The organism is Mycobacterium sp. Marseille-P9652, assembly GCF_902652685.1.
GTDB lineage: Bacteria > Actinomycetota > Actinomycetes > Mycobacteriales > Mycobacteriaceae > Mycobacterium.
This window is the reverse complement of the sequence record NZ_CACRUY010000021.1, coordinates 35,952-57,049: the sequence shown is the minus strand read 5'-3', so window position 1 is coordinate 57,049 and position 21,098 is coordinate 35,952. Positions and strand designations below refer to the sequence as shown.

The window sequence follows — 21,098 nt, the reverse complement described above, 5'->3', positions numbered from 1 at the left end:
GACATCCTTTAACGATCCGTCCGGCGAGGCGGAGAAGGAGGTCAAGTCACGCATGTGTGCTGCGGGCGACACGGGCCCCGGCCGGGAATTGATGTCGGCGGCCGACGTGGGCCGCACCATTTCCCGCATCGCGCATCAGATCATCGAAAAGACCGCGCTGGACGGACCCGACGCACCGCGCGTGGTCCTCCTGGGCATCCCGACGCGCGGCGTGATCCTGGCCAGCCGCCTGGCCGCCAACATCGCCGAGTACAGCGGAGTGGACGTCGGCCAGGGTGCGCTCGACATCACGCTGTACCGGGACGACCTCATGCAGAAGCCGCCCCGCCCCCTCGCGGCCACCTCGATCCCGGCCGGCGGCATCGACGACGCGCTGGTGATCCTCGTCGACGACGTCCTCTACTCCGGGCGCTCGGTGCGCTCGGCGCTGGACGCGCTGCGCGACGTCGGCCGGCCGCGGGCGGTGCAGCTGGCCGTTCTGGTCGACCGCGGCCACCGCGAGCTGCCGCTGCGCGCCGACTACGTGGGCAAGAACGTGCCGACCTCGCGCAGCGAGAGTGTGCACGTGCTCCTCACCGAGAACGACGGCCGCGACGGCGTGGTGATCTCCCGATGACCCGCCACCTGCTGGCCGCCGGCGACCTGACCCGCGACGACGCCACCGCCATCCTCGACGACGCCGACCGGTTCGCCCAGGCCCTGGTCGGCCGCGAGATCAAGAAGCTGCCGACGCTGCGCGGCCGCACCGTGATCACGATGTTCTACGAGAATTCAACCCGCACAAGGGTTTCCTTCGAGGTCGCCGGCAAGTGGATGAGCGCCGACGTGATCAACGTCAGCGCGGCCGGCTCGTCGGTGGGCAAGGGCGAGTCGCTGCGCGACACCGCGCTGACGCTGCGGGCCGCCGGCGCCGACGCGCTGATCATCCGGCACCCGGCCTCCGGCGCCGCGCACCTGCTTGCCGAATGGACGGGCAGCGCCAACGACGGTCCGTCGGTGATCAACGCCGGTGACGGCACGCACGAGCACCCGACGCAGGCGCTGCTCGACGCGCTCACCATCCGCCAGCGCCTCGGCGACATCGAGGGCCGGCGCGTCGTGATCGTCGGCGACATCCTGCACAGCCGCGTGGCCCGCTCGAACGTCATGCTGCTGCACACCCTGGGCGCCGAGGTGGTCCTGGTCGCGCCCCCGACGCTCCTGCCGGCCGGGGTCGACGGGTGGCCAGTCACCGTGTCGCACGACTTCGACGCCGAGCTGCCCGCCGCCGATGCGGTGCTGATGCTGCGGGTGCAGGCCGAGCGGATGAACGGCGGCTTCTTCCCGTCGGTGCGCGAATACTCCACCCGCTACGGGCTTTCCGGGCGCCGCCAGGCGATGCTGCCCGGCCACGCCGTGGTGCTGCACCCGGGCCCGATGCTGCGCGGCATGGAGATCTCGTCCTCGGTGGCGGATTCGTCGCAATCGGCCGTGCTGCAACAGGTTTCCAACGGGGTGCACGTGCGCATGGCCGTGCTGTTCCACGTCTTGGTAGGGGCAGAGGAGATCGCGGCGTGAGCGTGTTGATCCGCGGGGTCCGGCTGTACGGCGAGGGAGAGCCGGTCGACGTGCTCGTCGATGACGGGCAGGTCGCCGCAATCGGCCCGGGGCTCGAGCAGCCCGGAACACTTGAAAAGGATCTAGACGTCATCGACGCGACCGGACAGATATTGCTGCCCGGGTTCGTCGACCTGCACACCCACCTGCGTGAACCCGGCCGCGAATACGCCGAGGACATCGAAACCGGCTCGGCCGCGGCGGCATTGGGCGGCTACACCGCGGTGTTCGCGATGGCCAACACCAATCCCGTCGCCGACAGCCCGGTGGTCACCGACCACGTCTGGCAGCGCGGCCGGCAGGTCGGCCTCGTCGACGTGCACCCCGTCGGCGCCGTCACCATCGGGCTTGCCGGCGCCGAACTCACCGAGATGGGCATGATGGCCGCCGGGGCCGCCCAGGTGCGGATGTTCTCCGACGACGGCATCTGCGTGCACGACCCGCTGGTGATGCGCCGCGCGCTCGAGTACGCCACCGGACTCGGCGTCCTGATCGCCCAGCACGCCGAGGAGCCCCGGCTGACGGTCGGCGCCGTCGCGCACGAGGGACCCACCGCCGCGCGGCTCGGGCTGTCCGGGTGGCCGCGCGCCGCGGAGGAGTCCATCGTCGCGCGCGACGCGCTGCTGGCCCGCGACGCCGGCGCCCGGGTGCACATCTGTCACGCGTCCACCGCGGGCACCGTCGAGATTGTGAGATGGGCCAAACAGCAGGGCATTTCGATCACCGCCGAGGTGACACCGCACCACCTGCTGCTCGACGACGGCAGGCTGACCGGCTACGACGGGGTCAACCGCGTCAACCCGCCGTTGCGGGAGGCGTCCGACGCCGCGGCGCTGCGCGCGGCGCTGGCCGAGGGAATCATCGACTGCGTGGCCACCGACCACGCCCCGCACGCCGAGCACGAGAAATGTGTCGAGTTCTCCGCCGCGCGTCCCGGCATGCTGGGGCTGCAGACGGCGCTGTCCGTGGTGGTGCAGGCGATGGTGGTGCCCGGGCTGCTGGGCTGGCGCGACATCGCCCGCGTGATGAGCGAAAACCCGGCGCGCATCGTCGGATTGCCGGATCACGGCCGCCCCCTGGAGGTTGGCGAGCCCGCCAACCTGACCGTCGTCGACCCGGACGCCACCTGGACCGTCGCCGGGCCGGATCTGGCCAGCCGGTCGGCCAACACCCCGTACGAGTCGATGACCCTGCCCGCCACCGTGACCGCGACCCTGCTGCGCGGCGAGGTCACCGCGCGCGACGGGAAGTGCCCGGCATGAATTCCGGCACGCTGGTGGGGTCGCTGATCTTCGCGGCCGTGCTGGTGGTGGTGATCGCGGTGGTCATGCAGCTGATGATGCGCGGCTGGCGAAGCCGGGCGCAGCGGCAACAGGAGCTGCTCGGCGAGCTGCCCGCCATCCCGGACGTGGTCGGCGCGGCGATCATCACGACCCGTGGCCACTACTGCGGCTCGATGATGGCGCCCGGCTGGAACGAGCGGATCGCGGCCGGCGACCTGGGTTACCGAAGCAAGGCCGTGCTGACCCGCTACGCCAGCGGGATATTATTGGAACGCGTTCGCGCGCAACCGATTTGGATTCCCCGGGAGTCGCTCGCGTCCATCCGCATCGAGCGCAGCATGGGAGGTAGGGGCGTGGCCCGAATCGGCATACTGGCGATCCGGTGGCGGCTGGCGTCGGGAACGGAGATCGACACGGGCTTCCGCGCGAATCACCGCGCCGACTACGACCCGTGGCTGGAGTCGCAACAGGAGGGAGCCGCGTGAGTAAAGCAGTGCTGGTACTCGAGGACGGCCGCGTCTTCACCGGGACGCCGTTCGGCAAGGTCGGCCAGGCGCTCGGCGAGGCGGTGTTCTCCACCGCGATGTCGGGCTACCAGGAGACGCTCACCGATCCCAGCTACCACCGCCAGATCGTGGTGGCCACCGCGCCGCAGATCGGCAACACCGGCTGGAACGGCGAGGACGCGGAGAGCCGCGGCGACAAGATCTGGGTGGCCGGTTACGCGGTGCGCGACCCGTCGCCGCGCGCGTCCAACTGGCGTGCCACCGGCACGCTCGAGGACGAGCTGGTACGCCAGCACGTCGTCGGGATCGCCGGCATCGACACCCGGGCGGTCGTGCGCCACCTGCGCAGCAGGGGATCGATGAAGGCCGGGTTGTTCTCGGGCGACGCTCTGGCCGACACCGCCGAACTGCTGGAGCGGGTCCGGGGCCAGGAGTCGATGCTGGGCGCCGACCTCGCCGGCGAGGTGAGCACGCCCGAGGTCTACACCGTGGAACCGGAAGGCCCGCAGCGGTTTACCGTCGCGGCCCTGGACCTCGGCATCAAGACCAACACGCCGCGCAACTTCTCCCGCCGCGGCATCCGCAGTCACGTGCTGCCGGCGTCTGCGACCTTCGAGCAGATCGCCGACGTGAAACCGGACGGGGTTTTCCTGTCGAACGGTCCCGGCGACCCCGCGACCGCCGACCACGTCGTCGCCGTCACCCGGCAGGTCATCGAGGCCGGAATCCCGCTGTTCGGCATCTGTTTCGGCAATCAGATCCTCGGCCGGGCGCTGGGATTGTCCACCTACAAGATGGTATTCGGCCACCGCGGCATCAACATCCCGGTCATCGACCACGCCACCGGGCGTGTCGCCGTCACCGCGCAGAACCACGGGTTCGCGCTGGAGGGGGAGGCCGGCCAGTCCTTCGACACGCCGTTCGGCCGGGCGATCGTCAGCCACACCTGCGCCAACGACGGGGTGGTCGAGGGCGTCAAACTGGCCGACGGACGGGCGTTTTCGGTGCAGTATCACCCGGAGGCCGCGGCCGGACCGCACGACGCCGAGTACCTGTTCGACCAATTCATCGACCTGATGGCCGCTGAACAACGGGGAGGGGAGCGCTAGTGCCGCGCCGCACGGACCTCAAGCACGTGCTGGTGATCGGCTCCGGGCCGATCATCATCGGCCAGGCCGCCGAGTTCGACTACTCCGGCACCCAGGCCTGCCGGGTGCTGCGGGCCGAGGGGCTGGAGGTCAGCCTCATCAACTCGAACCCGGCGACCATCATGACCGACCCGGAGTACGCCGACCACACCTACGTCGAGCCCATCACGCCGGCGTTCGTCGAAAAGGTGATCGCCCAGCAGGCCAAGCGCGGCAACAAGATCGACGCGCTGCTGGCCACGCTGGGCGGCCAGACCGCCCTCAACACCGCGGTCGCGCTCTACGAGAACGGGGCGCTGGAGCGCTACGACGTCGAACTGATCGGCGCCGACTTCGACGCGATCCAGCGCGGCGAGGACCGCCAGCGGTTCAAGGACATCGTCGCCAAGGTCGGCGGCGAATCCGCGCGCAGCCGCGTCTGTTTCACGATGGACGAGGTGCGCGAGACGGTCGCCGAACTCGGCCTGCCGGTGGTGGTGCGGCCCAGCTTCACGATGGGCGGCCTGGGCTCGGGCATGGCGAGCTCCGCCGACGAGGTCGACCGCATGGCCGGTGCAGGCCTGGCCGCGTCGCCCAGCGCCAACGTGCTGATCGAGGAATCGATCTACGGCTGGAAGGAATACGAGCTCGAGCTGATGCGCGACGGCCACGACAACGTGGTGGTGGTCTGCTCGATCGAGAACGTCGACCCGATGGGCGTGCACACCGGCGACTCGGTCACCGTCGCGCCGGCCATGACGCTCACCGACCGTGAATACCAGCGGATGCGCGACTTGGGCATCGCGATCCTGCGCGAGGTCGGGGTGGACACCGGCGGCTGCAACATCCAGTTCGCGGTGGACCCGCGCGACGGGCGGCTGATCGTCGTCGAGATGAACCCGCGGGTGTCGCGGTCGAGTGCCCTGGCGTCGAAGGCCACCGGCTTCCCGATCGCCAAGATCGCCGCCAAGCTCGCTATCGGCTACACCCTCGACGAGATCGTCAACGACATCACCAAGGAAACCCCGGCCTGCTTCGAACCCACCCTGGACTACGTCGTGGTCAAGGCGCCGCGGTTCGCGTTCGAGAAGTTCCCCGGCGCCGATCCCACGCTGACCACCACGATGAAGTCGGTCGGCGAGGCGATGTCGTTGGGGCGCAACTTCGTCGAGGCCCTCGGCAAGGTGATGCGCTCGCTGGAGACCGACCGCGCCGGCTTCTGGACGAAACCGGACCCCGAGGGCGATCTCGACGCCGTCCTCGAGCGCCTGCGGACCCCCACCGAGGGCCGGCTCTACGACATCGAGCTGGCGCTGCGGCTCGGCGCCCCGGTGGAGCGGGTGGCCGAAGCCTCGGGCGTCGACCCCTGGTTCGTCGCCGAGATCGGCGAGCTGGTGGGGCTGCGCGCGGAACTGGTGGCGGCCCCGGTGCTCGACGCCGACCTGCTGCGGCGCGCCAAGCACAGCGGGCTGTCGGACCGCCAGATCGCCGCCCTGAGGCCGGAATTGGCCGGCGAGAACGGGGTCCGCTCGCTGCGCGAGCGGCTCGGCATCCGGCCGGTGTACAAGACCGTGGACACCTGCGCCGCGGAGTTCGAGGCCAAGACGCCCTACCACTACAGCAGCTACGAGCTCGACCCGGCCGCCGAGACCGAGGTGGCCCCGCAGGCCGTCAGGCCCAAGGTGCTCATCCTCGGGTCCGGGCCGAACCGCATCGGCCAGGGCATCGAGTTCGACTACAGCTGCGTGCACGCGGCGACCACGTTGAGCCAGGCCGGTTTCGAGACCGTGATGGTCAACTGCAACCCCGAGACGGTGTCCACCGACTACGACACCGCCGACCGGCTCTACTTCGAACCCCTGACGTTCGAGGACGTCCTCGAGGTGTTCCACGCCGAGTCGGAGTCCGGCGGTGACGGCCCCGGCGTGGCGGGGGTGATCGTGCAACTGGGCGGGCAGACGCCGCTGGGCCTGGCGCAGCGGCTCGCCGACGCGGGCGTCCCGATCGTGGGCACGCCGCCCGAGGCGATCGACCTGGCCGAGGACCGCGGCGCGTTCGGCGACGTGCTGGCCACCGCGGGACTGCCCGCGCCCCGGTACGGCACCGCCACGACCTTCCCGCAGGCGCGCCGGATCGCCGAGGAGATCGGCTACCCCGTGCTCGTGCGGCCCTCCTACGTGCTGGGCGGCCGCGGCATGGAGATCGTCTACGACGAGGCGACGCTGAAGGACTACATCACCCGCGCCACCCAGCTGTCGCCCGAGCATCCCGTGCTGGTCGACCGGTTCCTCGAGGACGCGGTGGAGATCGACGTCGACGCCCTGTGCGACGGCTCCGAGGTCTACATCGGCGGCATCATGGAGCACATCGAGGAGGCCGGCATCCACTCCGGCGACTCCGCCTGCGCGCTGCCGCCGGTCACTCTGGGCCGCAGCGACATCGAAAAGGTGCGCCGCGCGACGGAGGCCATCGCGCACGGAATCGGCGTGGTGGGGCTGCTCAACGTGCAGTACGCGCTGAAGGACGACGTGCTCTACGTCCTGGAGGCCAACCCGCGCGCCAGCCGCACGGTGCCGTTCGTCTCGAAGGCCACCGCGATCCCACTGGCCAAGGCGTGCGCCCGGATCATGTTGGGCGCCAGCATTTCCCAGCTCCGCGACGAGGGCATGCTGGCCCGCGAATCCGACGGCGCGCACGCGCCGCCACAGGCCCCGATCGCGGTCAAGGAGGCCGTGTTGCCCTTCCACCGCTTCCGCCGGCTGGACGGCGCCGCAATTGACTCCCTGCTGGGGCCGGAGATGAAGTCGACCGGCGAGGTCATGGGCATCGACCGCGACTTCGGCACCGCCTTCGCCAAGAGCCAGACCGCCGCCTACGGTTCGCTTCCCGCCCGCGGGACCGTCTTCGTGTCGGTCGCCAACCGGGACAAGCGATCCCTGGTGTTCCCGGTCAAGCGCCTGGCCGACCTGGGATTCCGGGTGCTCGCCACCGAGGGCACCGCGGAGACGTTGCGCCGCAACGGGATTCCCTGCGACGAGGTGCGCAAGCATTTCGAGCCGCCGCAGGAGGGTCGCCCCGCGATGTCCGCGGTCGACGCGATCAAGGCCGGTGAGGTCGACATGGTGATCAACACGCCGTTCGGCAACTCCGGCCCGCGCATCGACGGCTACGAGATCCGTTCGGTCGCGGTCTCGGCCAACATCCCCTGCATCACCACGGTGCAGGGGGCGTCCGCCGCCATCCAGGGCATCGAAGCGGGCATCCGCGGCGACATCGACGTGCGGTCGCTGCAGGAGCTGCACAGCCTCATCGGCCCGGCGGGCCCCCGAGAATGACGGGGTTCGGCGCCCGCCTCGCCGAGGCGAAGGCGCGCCGCGGGCCGCTGTGCCTGGGCATCGACCCGCACCCCGAGCTGCTGGGGGCGTGGGGGCTGCCGATCACCGCCGACGGGCTCTCCGCCTTCTGCGACGTCTGCGTCGAGGCGTTCGCCGGCTTCGCCGTCGTCAAACCCCAGGTGGCGTTCTTCGAGGCCTACGGCTCGATCGGCTACGCGGTGCTGGAACGCACGATCGCCGCCCTGCGCACCGCCGGGGTCCTCGTGCTGGCCGATGCCAAGCGGGGGGACATCGGGACGACGATGGCGGCCTACGCCGCCGCGTGGGCCGGGGAATCGCCCCTGGCCGCCGACGCGGTGACCGCGTCGCCCTATCTGGGGTTCGGCTCGCTGCGGCCGCTGCTGGAAGCCGCCGCGGCGCACGATCGCGGGGTGTTCGTGCTGGCGGCGACGTCCAACCCCGAGGGCGGGACCGTGCAGCGCGCCACGTTCGACGGCCGCACCGTGGCCCAGCTCGTCGTCGACCAGGCGGCCGTGGTGAACAAGTCGATGAGCTCCTCGGAGCCCGGCTACGTCGGCGTCGTGGTGGGCGCGACCGTCTTCGAGGCGCCCGACGTCAGCGCGCTCGGCGGCCCCGTGCTGGTGCCGGGCGTCGGCGCGCAGGGTGGGCGGCCCGAGGCGCTGGCCGGACTCGGCGGGGCGGCGCCGAGGCAGCTGCTGCCCGTCGTCGCGCGCGAGGTCCTGCGCGCGGGCCCGGCCGTGGCGGACCTGCGGGGCGCGGCCGAACGCATGCGCGACGCCGTCGCCTACCTGGGAGCCTGAGCCCCAGAACGCCGAACGTGTGGGATATGCACGGAAAATGCCGAGTTCCCATCCGTGAGCCCCGACCTCGGCAACCGTCGCGGGCGGATGGCGACACGCGCGAACGCGATCAAAAATCCGTGACGCCCGGCACCCTGTCCCCGTGGCCGCCCCTCGCCGGACTCCGCGACGGCCGTCGGCGCGGCGGTCCGCGCGACCGGAAACCCAAAATGCCTGGTAGAAGGCAGATCGCGGCCCTTTCCCCCCGGCGACGCCGCCCGGGCTACCCCCCCCTTCCGAGACCTCGTCGGTGCCTTCGCACGGGCCGTCCGGCGCACCACGCTGGGCGTTTGCAGACCTGAACCAGGGGGGCGGGTTAGATTTCGTTCCGAAGCGTGAGTACGGTCGTCTGCGCTGGCAGAAGTACCCGGCAGAGACGGATCGAAAGATCGAGATACGGAGGAATCGTGGCCCTTCCCCAGTTGACCGACGAGCAGCGCGCGGCCGCCTTGGAGAAGGCGGCTGCCGCACGTCGTGCACGAGCAGAGCTCAAGGACCGGCTGAAGCGTGGTGGCACCAACCTTTCGCAGGTGCTCAAGGACGCCGAAACCGATGAGGTTCTGGGCAAGATGAAGGTCTCTGCGCTGCTGGAGGCCTTGCCGAAGGTTGGCAAGGTGAAGGCGCAGGAAATCATGACCGAGCTGGAGATCGCGCCGACCCGCCGCCTGCGGGGCCTGGGCGATCGGCAGCGCAAGGCTCTGCTCGAAAAGTTCGGCTCCGCCTAGCCCACCCGCCGTCGATGCAGGCCGCACGGCCTGATGAGGACGCGGGCAATCCGGCACAGCCGGCGGGCGCACCGATCCCGACGGCGCCGATAGGCGCCGGCGGGGGACCGGACGTCACGCAGCAGGCCCGGCTTGAGACGACAGGTCACGGGCGTGTTGTGGTGCTGTCCGGTCCCTCGGCGGTCGGAAAGTCAACCGTGGTCCGGTGTCTGCGCGAGCGGATCCCGGACCTGCATTTCAGCGTCTCGGCCACGACGCGGGCGCCGCGGCCGGGCGAAGTCGACGGCGTCGACTACCACTTCGTCACCCCGGCCCGCTTCCAGCAGCTCATTGACGAGGGCGCCCTGCTGGAGTGGGCCGACATCCACGGCGGGCTGCACCGGTCGGGCACGCTCGCCGACCCCGTACGGGCTGCGACCGCCTCGGGGCATCCCGTGCTGATCGAGGTCGATCTGGCCGGCGCGCGGGCGATCAAGAAGGCGATGCCCGAGGTTCTCACCGTGTTTCTGGCGCCGCCCACCTGGGAGGACCTGGAGGCCAGGCTGGTCGGCCGGGGCACCGAGACGCCGGAGGCGATCCGGCGCCGCCTGGACACGGCCCGCGTGGAACTGGCAGCTCAGGGCGACTTCGACGAGGTCGTCGTCAACAGTCGATTGGAGTCTGCCTGCGCCGAATTGGTATCCTTGCTGCTAGGAACTGCGCCGGGCCCGGCATAACACCCCAGATTCAGCGTCAAGTTCGACGTCGCTTTCACACCATCAGCTGTAGGAGATTGACTTACGTGACTAGTCCGCAGTCCGACGCGCCGCTGGCCGCCGTCCCCGCCATGGACCAATTCGACCCGTCGGCGGGCGGGCAGAGCGCCTACGACACCCCGCTGGGCATCACCAATCCGCCCATCGACGAATTGCTGGACCGCGTCTCGAGCAAGTACGCCCTGGTGATCTACGCCGCCAAGCGGGCCCGCCAGATCAACGACTACTACAACCAGCTCGGCGAGGGCATCCTCGAGTACGTCGGCCCCCTGGTCGAGCCGGGCCTGCAGGAAAAGCCGCTGTCCATCGCGCTGCGCGAGATCCACGCCGACCTGCTCGAGCACACCGAGGGCGAGTAACAGGCAGGCCGGGCGCGCTGTGGACGACCGCGATCGCATCGCGAAAAAAGTTATCGTCGGCGTCTCCGGGGGCATCGCCGCCTACAAGGCATGCACCGTGGTTCGTCAGCTCTCCGAGGCCGGCCACTCCGTCCGCGTCATCCCGACCGACTCCGCGCTGCGCTTCGTCGGCGCAGCCACGTTCGAGGCGCTGTCCGGCCACCCCGTGACCACCGGGGTCTTCGAGGATGTCCCCGAGGTGCCGCACGTCCGGCTCGGCCAGCAGGCCGACCTCGTCGTGGTGGCCCCCGCGACCGCCGACCTGCTGGCGCGGGCCGTGCACGGCCGCGCAGACGACCTGCTGACCGCGACGCTGCTGACCGCGCGGTGCCCGGTGTTGTTCGCGCCGGCGATGCACACGGAGATGTGGCTACACCCGGCCACCGCGGACAACGTGGCCACGCTGCGCCGCCGGGGCGCCGTGGTGCTGGAACCCGCCTCCGGGCGGCTCACCGGCGCCGACAGCGGCGCGGGCCGCCTGCCTGAGGCCGAGGAGATCACCACGCTGGCCCAGCTGCTGCTGGAGCGCCACGACGCGCTGCCCTACGACCTGGCCGGCTGGCGCCTGCTGGTCACCGCCGGGGGCACCCGCGAACCGATCGACCCCGTCCGGTTCGTCGGAAACCGCAGCTCGGGCAAGCAGGGCTACGCGGTGGCGCGCGTCGCCGCCCAGCGCGGCGCCCAGGTCACCCTCATCGCCGGGCACACCGCCGGGCTGATCGACCCGGCCGGCGTGGACGTCGTGCACGTCAGTTCCGCCGAGCAACTCGGGGACGCGGTCTCCAAGCACGCCCCGGAAGCGGACGTGTTGGTGATGGCCGCGGCGGTCGCCGACTTCCGGCCCGCCGAGGTTGCCGTCGCCAAGATCAAAAAGGACGCCGACGACCGTGCCGAACCACCCGCGATCAAGCTGACCCGCAACGACGACGTGCTGGCCGGCGTGGTGCGAGCGCGCTCCCACGGCGAGCTGCCCAACATGCGGGCCATCGTGGGGTTTGCCGCCGAGACCGGCGACGCCAACGGCGACGTGCTCTTCCACGCCCGGGCGAAGCTGCAGCGCAAGGGCTGCGATCTGTTGGTCGTCAACGCCGTCGGCGACGGCAGGGCGTTCGAGGTGGACAACAACGACGGCTGGCTGCTGGCGTCCGACGGCACCGAGGCGGCGCTGCAGCACGGCTCCAAGACGTTGATGGCCAGTCGTATCGTGGACGCGATCGTCGCGTTCCTACACGGCGACGCAGACGACGGGAGCGGCGCGTAGCGGTCCCGGTTCGCGCCGCGATGCCAGCCGATATGATTCGGCTACCTAACTATTTGGAAGGATCAAGCTGTGAGCGAAAATGGTCGGCTGTTTACCAGTGAGTCGGTGACGGAGGGGCACCCCGACAAAATCTGTGACGCGATCAGCGACTCGGTCCTCGACTCGCTCCTGGCGCAGGACCCGCGCTCCCGGGTGGCGGTCGAGACGCTGGTCACGACCGGCCAGGTGCACGTGGTGGGCGAGGTGACGACGACGGCCAAGGAGGCGTTCGCCGACATCACCAACACGGTGCGTGAGCGCATCCTCGCGATCGGCTACGACTCGTCGGACAAGGGTTTCGACGGGGCGTCGTGCGGGGTGAACATCGGCATCGGCGCGCAGTCGCCCGACATCGCCCAGGGCGTCGACACCGCTTTCGAGGCCAGGGTCGAGGGCACCGCGGACCCGCTGGACGCCCAGGGCGCCGGCGACCAGGGCCTGATGTTCGGCTACGCCATTGCCGACACCCCCGAACTGATGCCCTTGCCGATCGCGCTGGCCCACCGCCTGTCCCGGCGGCTGACCGAGGTGCGCAAGAACGGCGTGCTGCCGTACCTGCGCCCGGACGGCAAGACGCAGGTCACCATCGAATACGAGGACAACGTCCCGGTCCGGCTCGACACCGTGGTGATCTCCACCCAGCACGCGGCCGACATCGACCTGGAGAAGACCCTGACCCCCGACCTTCGGGAAAAGGTCGTCAACACCGTCCTGGACGACCTCGCGCACGACACGCTGGACACGTCATCGACCCGCTTGCTTTTCAACCCGACCGGCAAGTTCGTCCTGGGCGGGCCGATGGGTGACGCGGGCCTGACCGGCCGCAAGATCATCGTCGACACCTACGGCGGGTGGGCCCGCCACGGCGGCGGCGCCTTCTCCGGCAAGGACCCGTCCAAGGTGGACCGGTCGGCCGCGTACGCGATGCGGTGGGTGGCCAAGAACATCGTCGCCGCCGGCCTCGCGGAGCGGGTGGAGGTTCAGGTGGCCTACGCGATCGGCAAGGCCGCGCCCGTCGGCCTGTTCGTCGAGACGTTCGGCACCGCGACGGTCGACCCGGTCAAGATCGAGAAGATCGTCCCCGAGGTGTTCGACCTGCGGCCCGGCGCCATCATCCGCGACCTGGACCTGTTGCGCCCGATCTACGCGCAGACCGCCGCGTACGGGCACTTCGGCCGCACCGACGTCGACCTGCCGTGGGAGCGGCTCGACAAGGTCGACGAGCTCAAGCGCGCCGTCTAGGCCTCGGGAACTTCGCGTAGCACACATCGAAAGCCGATGTGGCTCATGCCCGTATCGATCGGTTGCGGTCGGCGGGCGGCGGGGCGATAGCGGCGGCAATAGCTGTCCGCGCAGAGGAACGAGCCCCCTTTGATCACCTTGCGGGGGATCCGGAACTGGGGCTGCGCCGGGTCATAGCTGCCGGCCTCACGACCGGGGCCGGCGCGGGTATCGGCATACCAGTCGGTCGTCCATTCCCAGACGTTGCCGGCCATGTCGAAGAGGCCGTAGCCGTTCGGCGGGAAGCTGCCCACCGGTGTGGTGCGCCCGTAGCCGGGGTCGGGACGCCAGGGGAACTCGCCGTGCCAGTAGTTGGCGAGGCGTTGGCCGGGTCCCTCGGGCTCCGCGCCCCATGTGTAGGTCGCCTGCACGAGTCCCCCGCGCGCCGCGGTCTCCCATTCCGCCTCGGTTGGCAGTGACCGCCCCGCCCAGCTCGCGTACGCCTCGGCGTCCTCGTAGGCGACGTGGACGACCGGATGCTCGGCACGCTTGGCGATCGAGGAGCCCGGCCCCACCGGGTGGCGCCACGACGCCCCGGGCGTCCATGCCCACCACTGGCTCAAGTGGCGCAGGTCGACCGGGCCGCTGGTGCGGCGAAAGACCATCGACCCCGGCTGCACATTGTCCTTTGGCGCACCGGGGTAGTCCGCCGGGTTCAACGCCCGCTCGGCGACGGTGAGATAGCCCGTGGCATCGACGAATTCGGCGAATTGCGTGTTGGTCACCGGGCAGGCCTGCATCCAGAAGCCCGGTACGCCGACCGAATGCGCGGGCGCCTCCTCCGGGTAGTGGTCGTCGGAGCCCAGCACGGCCGTCTGCGCCGGGATCCAGATCAGGTCCTCAGTCAAAGACACTCGCCCAGTCGTCGCGCATGCTGACCGCTGTCCAGCCGCTCGGCTCGACCAACGTCGCCGCCTTCTCCGCGCCCGCGGTGTAGGCGAATTCGCGCTCGGCGTCATCGTGGCGGATCAGCAGGCGCAGCGATGGAGTCCCCGAAGCCCCGGTGTAGTGCAGCATCTCGATGTCGCCGTCGGAGTTACCCGCGGCCAGTGTGGGCCGGCGCCCGATCCGGCTCCACAACCGGACCGGTTTGATGGGGCCCTCGTCGAGAAATTCCGGCTGAGCCGTGGTGAACAGATCCCCGTCGCGATACGTCAGGCCGACCGAGCTGCCCACGACCCGTTCGGGTGGAATGTCGTAGAGCAGCCCGCTGACGGGCCGGATGAAGTCGCGTCCGCCGCCCGAGACGATGAAATTGGTGAAGCCGTGGGCCCTCAGGTAACGCAGCAGCTCCACCATGGGCCGGTATGCGCACGACATGTACGGACGCCCCAGCGTTGGGTGGGTGGCGTCGCGGAAGAACGCCTCCACGCGGGCGCGGTGTTCGTCGACGGTGATCGACGCATGTGCCGAAAGTATCGCTGCCACAAGCGGTCCGAGCTCGGAATCGTCACCCCGATGGTGTTTGGCCACCGCATCGGACAACCAGGTAAGGTCGCCCTCGTAGGCGCCCTTGTACGGCTCACGCTCCCGAAGGCTCGGATCGGCGTGCGCCTGCTCGGCGAATCGGCGCACCAGGAAGTCGAGCTGGATGTAGAACGGCTTCTCGCACCACAAGGTGCCGTCGTTGTCGAAGACCGCCACCCGCGCGTCCGGCGCGACGAAATCCGCTGATCTTTCGTGAGTTACCCGATCGACGAAGTCGATGATCGCCGATTTCGCCGGGCCGTCGTTCCAGCTGTCAAGCGTTGCCAAACTCACTGACCTCGGGCCGCGAGGAACTCCTTGAGCTGTTCCACGGCGTGGTCGATGGTGAACGACGCCGGCTTGGCTCTGGGCGGAAACTCCTTGAAGGTTTCCAGGAACTGGTTCACCAGCGCCACGCCGAAGAACGCAAGGAAGATGCGGTCTATCACCCAGTCCCAGTACGTATTCGACGTGACATCGGCCTCTTCGAACGGATCGGTGCGCAGGTTGAACAGCTTGGGCGCCCGCAGCGCGGTGAACGGCTCGAACCACAGCTGCAACGTGCCCTTGCAGCGTTGTTCCATGAACACCAGCTTCCAGTTGTCGTAGCGGATGCCCAGCACGTCGCAGTCGTCGGAGAAGTAGATCATGCCCTTGCGCGGGCTCTCGGCGACCTCACCGGTCAGGTAGGGCAGCAGGTTGTAGCCGTCGATATGGACCTTGAACCGCTTGTCGCCGACCTGGTGGCCCCGCTTGAGCTTGTCGACGATGTCCGGTTCGCCCGCGGCGGCCAGGAACGTCGGCAGCCAGTCGTGGTGCTGGACGATCTCGTTGGACACCGCGCCCGCCGCGATCTTTCCGGGCCAGCGGATGAGTTCCGGGATGCGGAAGGCGCCCTCCCAGTTGGTGTTCTTCTCGCTGCGAAACGGCGTGGTCGCGCCGTCGGGCCAGCTGTTGGCGTGTGGGCCGTTGTCGGTGCTGTAGATGACGATGGTGTCGTCGGCGATGCCGAGTTCGTCGAGCGCATCCAGCAGCTGACCGACGTTGCGGTCGTGGTCGATCATCGTGTCGTGGTACGGCGACTGCCACCTCCCCGCCTGTCCCAGCGACTCCGGTTTGGTGTGGGTCCGGAAATGCATGTGGGTGGTGTTCATCCACACGAAGAACGGTGTGTCCGCCGCATGCTGGCGCCGGATGAAGTCGAGGCAGGCCGTGGTGAACTCGTCGTCGACCGTCAGCATTCGCTCCCGGGTCAGGGGCCCGGTGTCCTCGATGCGCTGCTTTCCCACCGGACCGAAGCGCTCGTCGTCCTCGCCGCTGTCCTCCTCGGTGGCCCACGAGTGGATCACCCCGCGTGGCAGCAGCGCCTTGCGCATCAGCGGGGCCTCCCGCTCGGTGGGGTAGTCCGGGTGCTCGGGTTCTTCCTCGGCGTTGAGGTGATAGAGGTTGCCGAAGAATTCGTCGAAACCGTGCGCGGTAGGCAAGTACCTGTTCAGATCGCCCAGGTGGTTCTTGCCGAACTGGCCGGTCGCGTAGCCCAGCGGCTTCAGCAGCTCGGCGATCGTCGGGTCGTCGGCCGACAGGCCCACGTTCACACCGGGCATGCCCACCTTGCTCAGCCCGGTGCGATAGACGCTTTGGCCGGTGATGAACGACGCCCGTCCCGCTGTGCAGCTCTGCTCACCGTACGAGTCGGTGAACAACATGCCCTCGGCGGCGATGCGGTCGATGTTGGGGGTGCGATAGCCCATCAGGCCGTGGCTGTAGCAGCTGAGGTTGGTGATCCCGATGTCGTCGCCCCAGATGACGAGGATGTTGGGCTTTCCATTCGGCATGAGGCCTCCTTCGTCCCCGCCTGCAGGAAAGCCTAACGAGCAAAAGTCGTTCGGACGAGACCTTTGCTGACGCTCACGGGACGTGGGGCGGGAGCGGGTGGTCCGGCTCCAGCCCGGGCAGGCCGTCGATGCTGTGCCGGTTGCGGCCGATGGTGCGAGCGTAGGCATCCCCGTCGGCCTTGGTGTGATGCGCGTCGAGGACGGGTCGTTCGCCGACCAGCTCGTAGTACGGCACCGCGAACCCGCACGCGTCGGCGATGCGCTCGACATCGATGACGATGACGGCCCGTGCGCCCGCGTGCTTCGCGTCGAAATGGGTTATTAGTGAATCGAATTCGGCGTCGTCCGGGCGAACGACCCGTCCCGTGCCGAACAGCCGCAGGATCCGCGAGCTGCGGGTGAACGAGCAGAACATGACGGTGATGCGGCCGTTGTCGCGCAGGTGGGCGATGGTCTCGACGCCGCTGCCGAACAGGTCGAGGTACGCGACGGTGTGATCGTCGAGCACGGCGAACGTGTCGGCGTACCCCTTAGGCGACAGGTTGATTCGGCCTCCGTCTGAGGGGGCGGTGGCCACGAAGAACATCGCCTGCTCGCCGATGAACTCCCGGAGCGAGGAGTCGATGCGGGGGAAGACCTTGGCCACCCGTGAAGCGTAGTCCTAGCCGGTGAACCGGTAGTCGTCGAGATCGAATCGCCTGCTGCGCCAGTAGGCTTCGACGGTGGTGGCGGGGCGTAGCGGCACGTCGCCGTTCTTGTCGAAGTAGTAGCTGTTGGCCAGCCGGCAGCTGTCCTGCCAGAAGATTTGCCGGTGCCGCTTGCGCATCATCTCGGCGAAGTACCGGTCGTTGGCCTCCTCGGTCACCTCGACGCGGGTCGCGCCCGTGGTGCGGGCGCGCTTCAGGCACCGCACGATGTGATGGGTCTGGGTTTCGATGAGCGCGAAATACGAGGAGCCGACGTAGCCGTACGGTCCGAACACGGTGAAGAGGTTGGGGAAGGCCGGAACCGAAACCCCCTCGTAGGCCTGCAGCCGGTTCTCGTCCCAGAAGCGGCTCAACGACTTGCCGCCACGGCCGGTGACCGCGAACGTCGGGACGTTGTCGGTGTCCATCACCTTGAACCCGGTCGCCAGGATGAGCACGTCGACCTCGTGGTTCTCGCCGTCGGTCGTGGCCACCGCCGACGGGGTGATCTTGGCGATCGGCTCGGTGACCAGCCGCACGTTGTCACGGTTGTAGGTGGCCAGGTACTCGTTGTGGAAGCCGGGCCGCTTGCAGCCGACGGCGTAACGGGGCGTGAGCTTTTCGCGCACCTCGGGGTCGTGGACCTGTTGACGCAGGTACCTCTCGCCGGCCTTCGCCATCCTCTTGGCGAGCGGGAACACGGTGAAGTACTGCGCGGCGATGGTGAAGCTCAGCTCGACGAACGCCTGGCTCAGCGCCCGCTGGAGGAGCTTGCCGCCGGGAATGCGCATCGCCCGGCGCGCCGCCGCCGGCAGCGCGACGTCGAACTTGGGAAAGCACCAGATCGGCGTGCGCTGAAAGACGGTGAGTTGCTCGACGATCGGCGCGATCTCGGGGATCACCTGCACGGCGGAGGCGCCGGTGCCGATGACGGCGACGCGCTTGCCGGTCAGGTCCTGGCCGTGGTCCCAGCGCGCCGTGTGCATGGTGATCCCGGCGAACGAGTCCACCCCGTCGATGTCGGGTGACTTGGGCACGGTGAGCACGCCGCAGGCGCTGACGAGGAACCGGGCGGTCACCACCCCGCCGGGGTCGGTCTGGACGCGCCACAGCGAGGCCTCGTCGTCGTACTCCGCGGCAAACACCTTCGTGTTGAACCGGATTCGCGATCGCAGGCCGTATTTGTCGACGCAGTGCTCGGCGTAGGCCTTCAATTCGCGGCCCGGCGCGTACGTCCGCGACCAGTTCGTGCTCTGCTCGAACGAGAACTGGTAGGAGAACGACGGGATGTCGACGGCGATGCCGGGATAGGTGTTCCAGTGCCACGTCCCGCCGACCCCGTCGCCGGCCTCGACGATCAGGTAGTCGGGCAGTCCGGCCTGGTCGAGCTTGATCGCCGTCCCGATGCCGGAGAAGCCGGCGCCGACGATCAGGGTGTGGTAGTCGGGTCTCATGGGCGGCTCGTTCCGATCATGTGCAGCCCGTGCCTGGGCCGCAACGTCAGCGTTGCCTCCGGTTCGACCGGGTGGCCGGGGGCGAGGTCGAAGACGTGCCGCTGGCTCATGATCGCCGCGATGAGCACCATCTCCATCAACGCGAAGCTCTGCCCGATGCAGATCCGCCGGCCGCCGCCGAACGGCAGGTACGCCGACCGCGGCCGCGTCCGGTCGGGGACGAGAAACCGGTTGGGGTCGAAGGCTTCCGGGTCGCGCCACCAGCGCGGGTCGTGGTGGATGTGGTGGATCGGGATCGCGACGGTGGTGCCGGGCCGGATGTGGTGATTGCCGAGGACGTCGTCGGCCACCGCTCTGCGCGCGATCACCCACACCGCGGAGAAGTAGCGCTGCGACTCCTGCAGGCACGCCGACGTCCACGGCAGCCGGCCCAGGTGGTCGGCGGTGGGACGGCGGCCGCACAGCGCGTCGTCGACCTCGGCGAGCATCCGCTCGCGGGCGTCGGTGTGCAACGCCATCAGGTACCAGAACCACGACATGGCGTTCGCGGTGGTCTCGTGGCCGGCGAGCATGAAGGTGAGGGCTTCGTCGCGGATCCGGCGGCGCGGCCAACGGCCGCCGTCCGCGCGCAGCAACACGTTGAGGAAGTCGGCCGAGTCGGTGGGGTGCGCCAGGCGGTGGTCGATGATGGCGTTGACCGCCGCGTCCAGGGTCAGCACGATGTTTTGCATGTCGCGCAGCGGCGGCGGCATTCGGACTCCCGAGAACACGCACCGGTTCAGCGCGTCGTACACCGGTCGCGGCATCAGGCCCCACAGCGCGAGCCGTTCCAGCTTCTCCGCGTGCCGCATCCCGCGCGTCGCCAGGTCGTTCATGCTGTGCACCAGCGGGCCGAAGTCCTGGCTGAACAGGGAATTGGCGACCACGCGCAGGGTCGCCTCGACCATCGTCTCGTGCATGTCGAATCGTCGTCCCGCGGTCAGGCCGTCGGCGATGTCGGTGATCGGATCGATCATCAGGTCGACGATCTGGTTGAGGTGCCGCCGCGCGAATGTGGGGTTGAGCAGACCGCGGTGGGTGGCCCACGAGTCGCCCTCGTCGGTCAGGAGATTGACCCCCGCGGTGGCCCGGATCGGCTCGTACTCGTCGGACTTGACGTAGCGCAGCCGCGCCGCGTGCAGTACGTGGTCCACGTAGTCGGGGTGACTGATCGACACGAAACGTCTTCCACCGCAACGGAACCGGACAATGTCACTGCCCCGCGCCCGGCCCAGGAACCCGTCGCCGACGTCGAAGCCGACGGTGATGGCCTCGCGCGTCATGGTCCACGCGCTCAGGCGCTTGGCGGGTGTTCCGGGTAGCCGCTCCGCGGTGAGGGTCGCCATGGGTCAACTGTAGGGGCGAGGCGCCCGGTCCATAATGAGAGAATCGGACAGCGAGTTGGGACTTTAGGACAGCCATGCGGCAGCAGCCCCCGAGCGAGGTGAGCCACCCGGTCTACGCGACACGCGTGCTGTGCGAGGTCGGAAACGAGCGGGGGGTCCCGACCCGCGACATTCTGGCGGGCACCGCGATCGACCCGGCCCACCTCACCAACCCGGACGCCGTGGTGAGCGCGCTCGACGAGATCCGGGCCGTGCGCCGGTTGCTGGACCGGTTGCCCGGCGCGGCCGGCCTGGGCGTCGACGTCGGCAGCCGGTTCACGCTCACCCACATGGGTCTGTTCGGGTTCGCCGTGATGTCGTGCGGCACACTGCGCGAACTGTTCTCGATGGCGATGCGGTACTTCGCCCTGACCATGCTGCACATCGACCTCGAGCTGTTCGAAACCGCCGACGACTGTGTGATCGAGATCGGCGCGGCCCACCTGCCGGAGGACGTGCGGGGCTTCTTCATCGAACGCGACATCGCCGGAATCATCGCGACCACGGTGACATTCGCGCTGCCCGTGGCCGAGAAGTACGCGCCGGAGGTGTCGGCCGAGCTGGCGGTCGACGAGGCGCTGCTGCGACCGGTGCTGGCGCTGGTGCCCGTGCACGACGTCGCGTTCGGGCGGGCGCACAACCGCTTGCACTTTCCGCGGGCCATGTTCGACGAGCCCCTGCCGCAGGCCGATCGCCACACGATGGAATTGTGCATGGCGCAGTGCGACGTGCTGATGCAGAGCAGCGAGCGCCGCCAGGGCATCACCGCGCTGGTGCGCAGCAAGCTGTTTCGGGATTCGGGCGTATTCCCCACGCTGGCGGACGTCGCGACGGAGCTCGACATCCACCCGCGGACGCTGCGCCGCCGGCTCGCCGAGGAGGACACGTCGTTTCGGGCGCTGCTGAACGAGGCGCGTTCGACGGTGGCGGTCGACCTGCTCCGCAACGTCGGGCTGACGGTGGAGGAGGTGTCCACCCGCCTGGGCTACACGGAGGTGTCGACGTTCTCGCACGCGTTCAAGCGCTGGTACGGCGTTGCGCCCAGCGCATATTCGCGACGCTGAGA

The 21,098-nt window shown here is 69.3% G+C and carries 19 protein-coding genes; 13 read left to right on the top strand and 6 right to left on the bottom strand.

All coding sequences use genetic code 11. The annotated features are described in order from the left end of the window. The first annotated feature begins 52 nt into the window (after positions 1-52). The 12 genes from pyrR (at position 53) to metK (ending at position 13,127) form a co-directional block, all read left to right on the top strand. On the top strand, positions 53-616 hold the full coding sequence (gene pyrR / locus GPY60_RS13485) for a bifunctional pyr operon transcriptional regulator/uracil phosphoribosyltransferase PyrR (protein WP_156688178.1): 564 nt from the start codon (positions 53-55) through the stop codon (positions 614-616). Next, entirely contained in the window at positions 613-1,557 is a 945-nt protein-coding gene (locus tag GPY60_RS13480) for an aspartate carbamoyltransferase catalytic subunit (RefSeq protein ID WP_156688177.1), read from the top strand. Before pyrR ends, GPY60_RS13480 begins: the two co-directional genes overlap by 4 nt. Beyond that, positions 1,554-2,858 (top strand): dihydroorotase, encoded by a 1,305-nt coding sequence (locus GPY60_RS13475; protein WP_156688176.1) that lies wholly within the window; start codon positions 1,554-1,556, stop codon positions 2,856-2,858. Before GPY60_RS13480 ends, GPY60_RS13475 begins: the two co-directional genes overlap by 4 nt. After that, positions 2,855-3,364 (top strand): PH-like domain-containing protein, encoded by a 510-nt coding sequence (locus tag GPY60_RS13470; protein WP_156688175.1) that lies wholly within the window; start codon positions 2,855-2,857, stop codon positions 3,362-3,364. Before GPY60_RS13475 ends, GPY60_RS13470 begins: the two co-directional genes overlap by 4 nt. Then, the gene (carA, locus tag GPY60_RS13465; protein WP_156688174.1) at positions 3,361-4,494 is read left to right on the top strand and encodes a glutamine-hydrolyzing carbamoyl-phosphate synthase small subunit; all 1,134 of its coding nucleotides are present in this window, start codon (positions 3,361-3,363) and stop codon (positions 4,492-4,494) included. The genes GPY60_RS13470 and carA overlap by 4 nt, the downstream gene beginning before the upstream one ends. Further along, positions 4,494-7,847: a carbamoyl-phosphate synthase large subunit gene (gene carB / locus GPY60_RS13460; protein WP_156688173.1), complete on the top strand. Its 3,354-nt coding sequence runs from the start codon at positions 4,494-4,496 to the stop codon at positions 7,845-7,847. Before carA ends, carB begins: the two co-directional genes overlap by 1 nt. After that, on the top strand, positions 7,844-8,668 hold the full coding sequence (gene pyrF, locus GPY60_RS13455; RefSeq protein WP_156688172.1) for an orotidine-5'-phosphate decarboxylase: 825 nt from the start codon (positions 7,844-7,846) through the stop codon (positions 8,666-8,668). Before carB ends, pyrF begins: the two co-directional genes overlap by 4 nt. Positions 8,669-9,114: 446 nt before the next feature. After that, positions 9,115-9,432: an integration host factor, actinobacterial type gene (mihF, locus tag GPY60_RS13450; protein ID WP_067415791.1), complete on the top strand. Its 318-nt coding sequence runs from the start codon at positions 9,115-9,117 to the stop codon at positions 9,430-9,432. An 89-nt stretch (positions 9,433-9,521) separates the two neighbouring features. Then, the gene (gmk, locus tag GPY60_RS13445) at positions 9,522-10,148 is read left to right on the top strand and encodes a guanylate kinase (protein WP_370462720.1); all 627 of its coding nucleotides are present in this window, start codon (positions 9,522-9,524) and stop codon (positions 10,146-10,148) included. A 65-nt stretch (positions 10,149-10,213) separates the two neighbouring features. Next, positions 10,214-10,546, top strand: a complete 333-nt coding sequence (rpoZ, locus tag GPY60_RS13440) for a DNA-directed RNA polymerase subunit omega (protein ID WP_156688170.1) — start codon at positions 10,214-10,216, stop codon at positions 10,544-10,546. A gap of 19 nt (positions 10,547-10,565) precedes the next feature. Further along, positions 10,566-11,846: a bifunctional phosphopantothenoylcysteine decarboxylase/phosphopantothenate--cysteine ligase CoaBC gene (gene coaBC, locus GPY60_RS13435; protein ID WP_156688169.1), complete on the top strand. Its 1,281-nt coding sequence runs from the start codon at positions 10,566-10,568 to the stop codon at positions 11,844-11,846. A 69-nt stretch (positions 11,847-11,915) separates the two neighbouring features. Continuing rightward, a complete protein-coding gene (gene metK / locus GPY60_RS13430) occupies positions 11,916-13,127 on the top strand; it encodes a methionine adenosyltransferase (protein WP_156688168.1) in 1,212 nt (403 codons plus the stop codon). Here the strand turns inward: metK and GPY60_RS13425 are convergent. The 6 genes from GPY60_RS13425 to GPY60_RS13400 form a co-directional block, all read right to left on the bottom strand. Then, positions 13,124-14,014: a formylglycine-generating enzyme family protein gene (locus tag GPY60_RS13425; RefSeq protein ID WP_156688203.1), complete on the bottom strand. Its 891-nt coding sequence runs from the start codon at positions 14,012-14,014 to the stop codon at positions 13,124-13,126. The two genes, metK and GPY60_RS13425, sit on opposite strands and share 4 nt — an antisense overlap. Continuing rightward, positions 14,007-14,921: an HAD family hydrolase gene (locus GPY60_RS13420; RefSeq protein WP_231639642.1), complete on the bottom strand. Its 915-nt coding sequence runs from the start codon at positions 14,919-14,921 to the stop codon at positions 14,007-14,009. Before GPY60_RS13420 ends, GPY60_RS13425 begins: the two co-directional genes overlap by 8 nt. A gap of 2 nt (positions 14,922-14,923) precedes the next feature. Further along, the gene (locus GPY60_RS13415; protein WP_156688166.1) at positions 14,924-16,468 is read right to left on the bottom strand and encodes an arylsulfatase; all 1,545 of its coding nucleotides are present in this window, start codon (positions 16,466-16,468) and stop codon (positions 14,924-14,926) included. A gap of 73 nt (positions 16,469-16,541) precedes the next feature. Then, on the bottom strand, positions 16,542-17,114 hold the full coding sequence (locus GPY60_RS13410) for a pyridoxamine 5'-phosphate oxidase family protein (RefSeq protein ID WP_156688165.1): 573 nt from the start codon (positions 17,112-17,114) through the stop codon (positions 16,542-16,544). A 15-nt stretch (positions 17,115-17,129) separates the two neighbouring features. Beyond that, complete coding sequence (locus tag GPY60_RS13405; RefSeq protein ID WP_156688164.1) at positions 17,130-18,608, bottom strand: flavin-containing monooxygenase; 1,479 nt, start codon at positions 18,606-18,608, stop codon at positions 17,130-17,132. Next, positions 18,605-19,993 (bottom strand): cytochrome P450, encoded by a 1,389-nt coding sequence (locus GPY60_RS13400; RefSeq protein WP_156688163.1) that lies wholly within the window; start codon positions 19,991-19,993, stop codon positions 18,605-18,607. The genes GPY60_RS13405 and GPY60_RS13400 overlap by 4 nt, the downstream gene beginning before the upstream one ends. Before the next feature lie 74 nt (positions 19,994-20,067). Between GPY60_RS13400 and GPY60_RS13395 the strand changes: the two genes are divergently transcribed. Further along, the gene (locus GPY60_RS13395; protein ID WP_156688162.1) at positions 20,068-21,096 is read left to right on the top strand and encodes a helix-turn-helix transcriptional regulator; all 1,029 of its coding nucleotides are present in this window, start codon (positions 20,068-20,070) and stop codon (positions 21,094-21,096) included. Positions 21,097-21,098: the final 2 nt, after the last annotated feature.

Excerpts from the sequence above, each read along its gene's own strand:
- pyrR (WP_156688178.1), top strand. The coding sequence starts at position 53 with ATGTGTGCTGCGGGCGACACGGGCCCCGGCCGGGAATTGATGTCGGCG.
- GPY60_RS13480 (WP_156688177.1), top strand. The coding sequence starts at position 613 with ATGACCCGCCACCTGCTGGCCGCCGGCGACCTGACCCGCGACGACGCC.
- GPY60_RS13470 (WP_156688175.1), top strand. The coding sequence starts at position 2,855 with ATGAATTCCGGCACGCTGGTGGGGTCGCTGATCTTCGCGGCCGTGCTG.
- pyrF (WP_156688172.1), top strand. The coding sequence starts at position 7,844 with ATGACGGGGTTCGGCGCCCGCCTCGCCGAGGCGAAGGCGCGCCGCGGG.
- GPY60_RS13415 (WP_156688166.1), bottom strand. The coding sequence starts at position 16,468 with ATGCCGAATGGAAAGCCCAACATCCTCGTCATCTGGGGCGACGACATC.
- GPY60_RS13405 (WP_156688164.1), bottom strand. The coding sequence starts at position 18,608 with ATGAGACCCGACTACCACACCCTGATCGTCGGCGCCGGCTTCTCCGGC.
- GPY60_RS13400 (WP_156688163.1), bottom strand. The coding sequence starts at position 19,993 with ATGGCGACCCTCACCGCGGAGCGGCTACCCGGAACACCCGCCAAGCGC.
- GPY60_RS13395 (WP_156688162.1), top strand. The coding sequence starts at position 20,068 with ATGCGGCAGCAGCCCCCGAGCGAGGTGAGCCACCCGGTCTACGCGACA.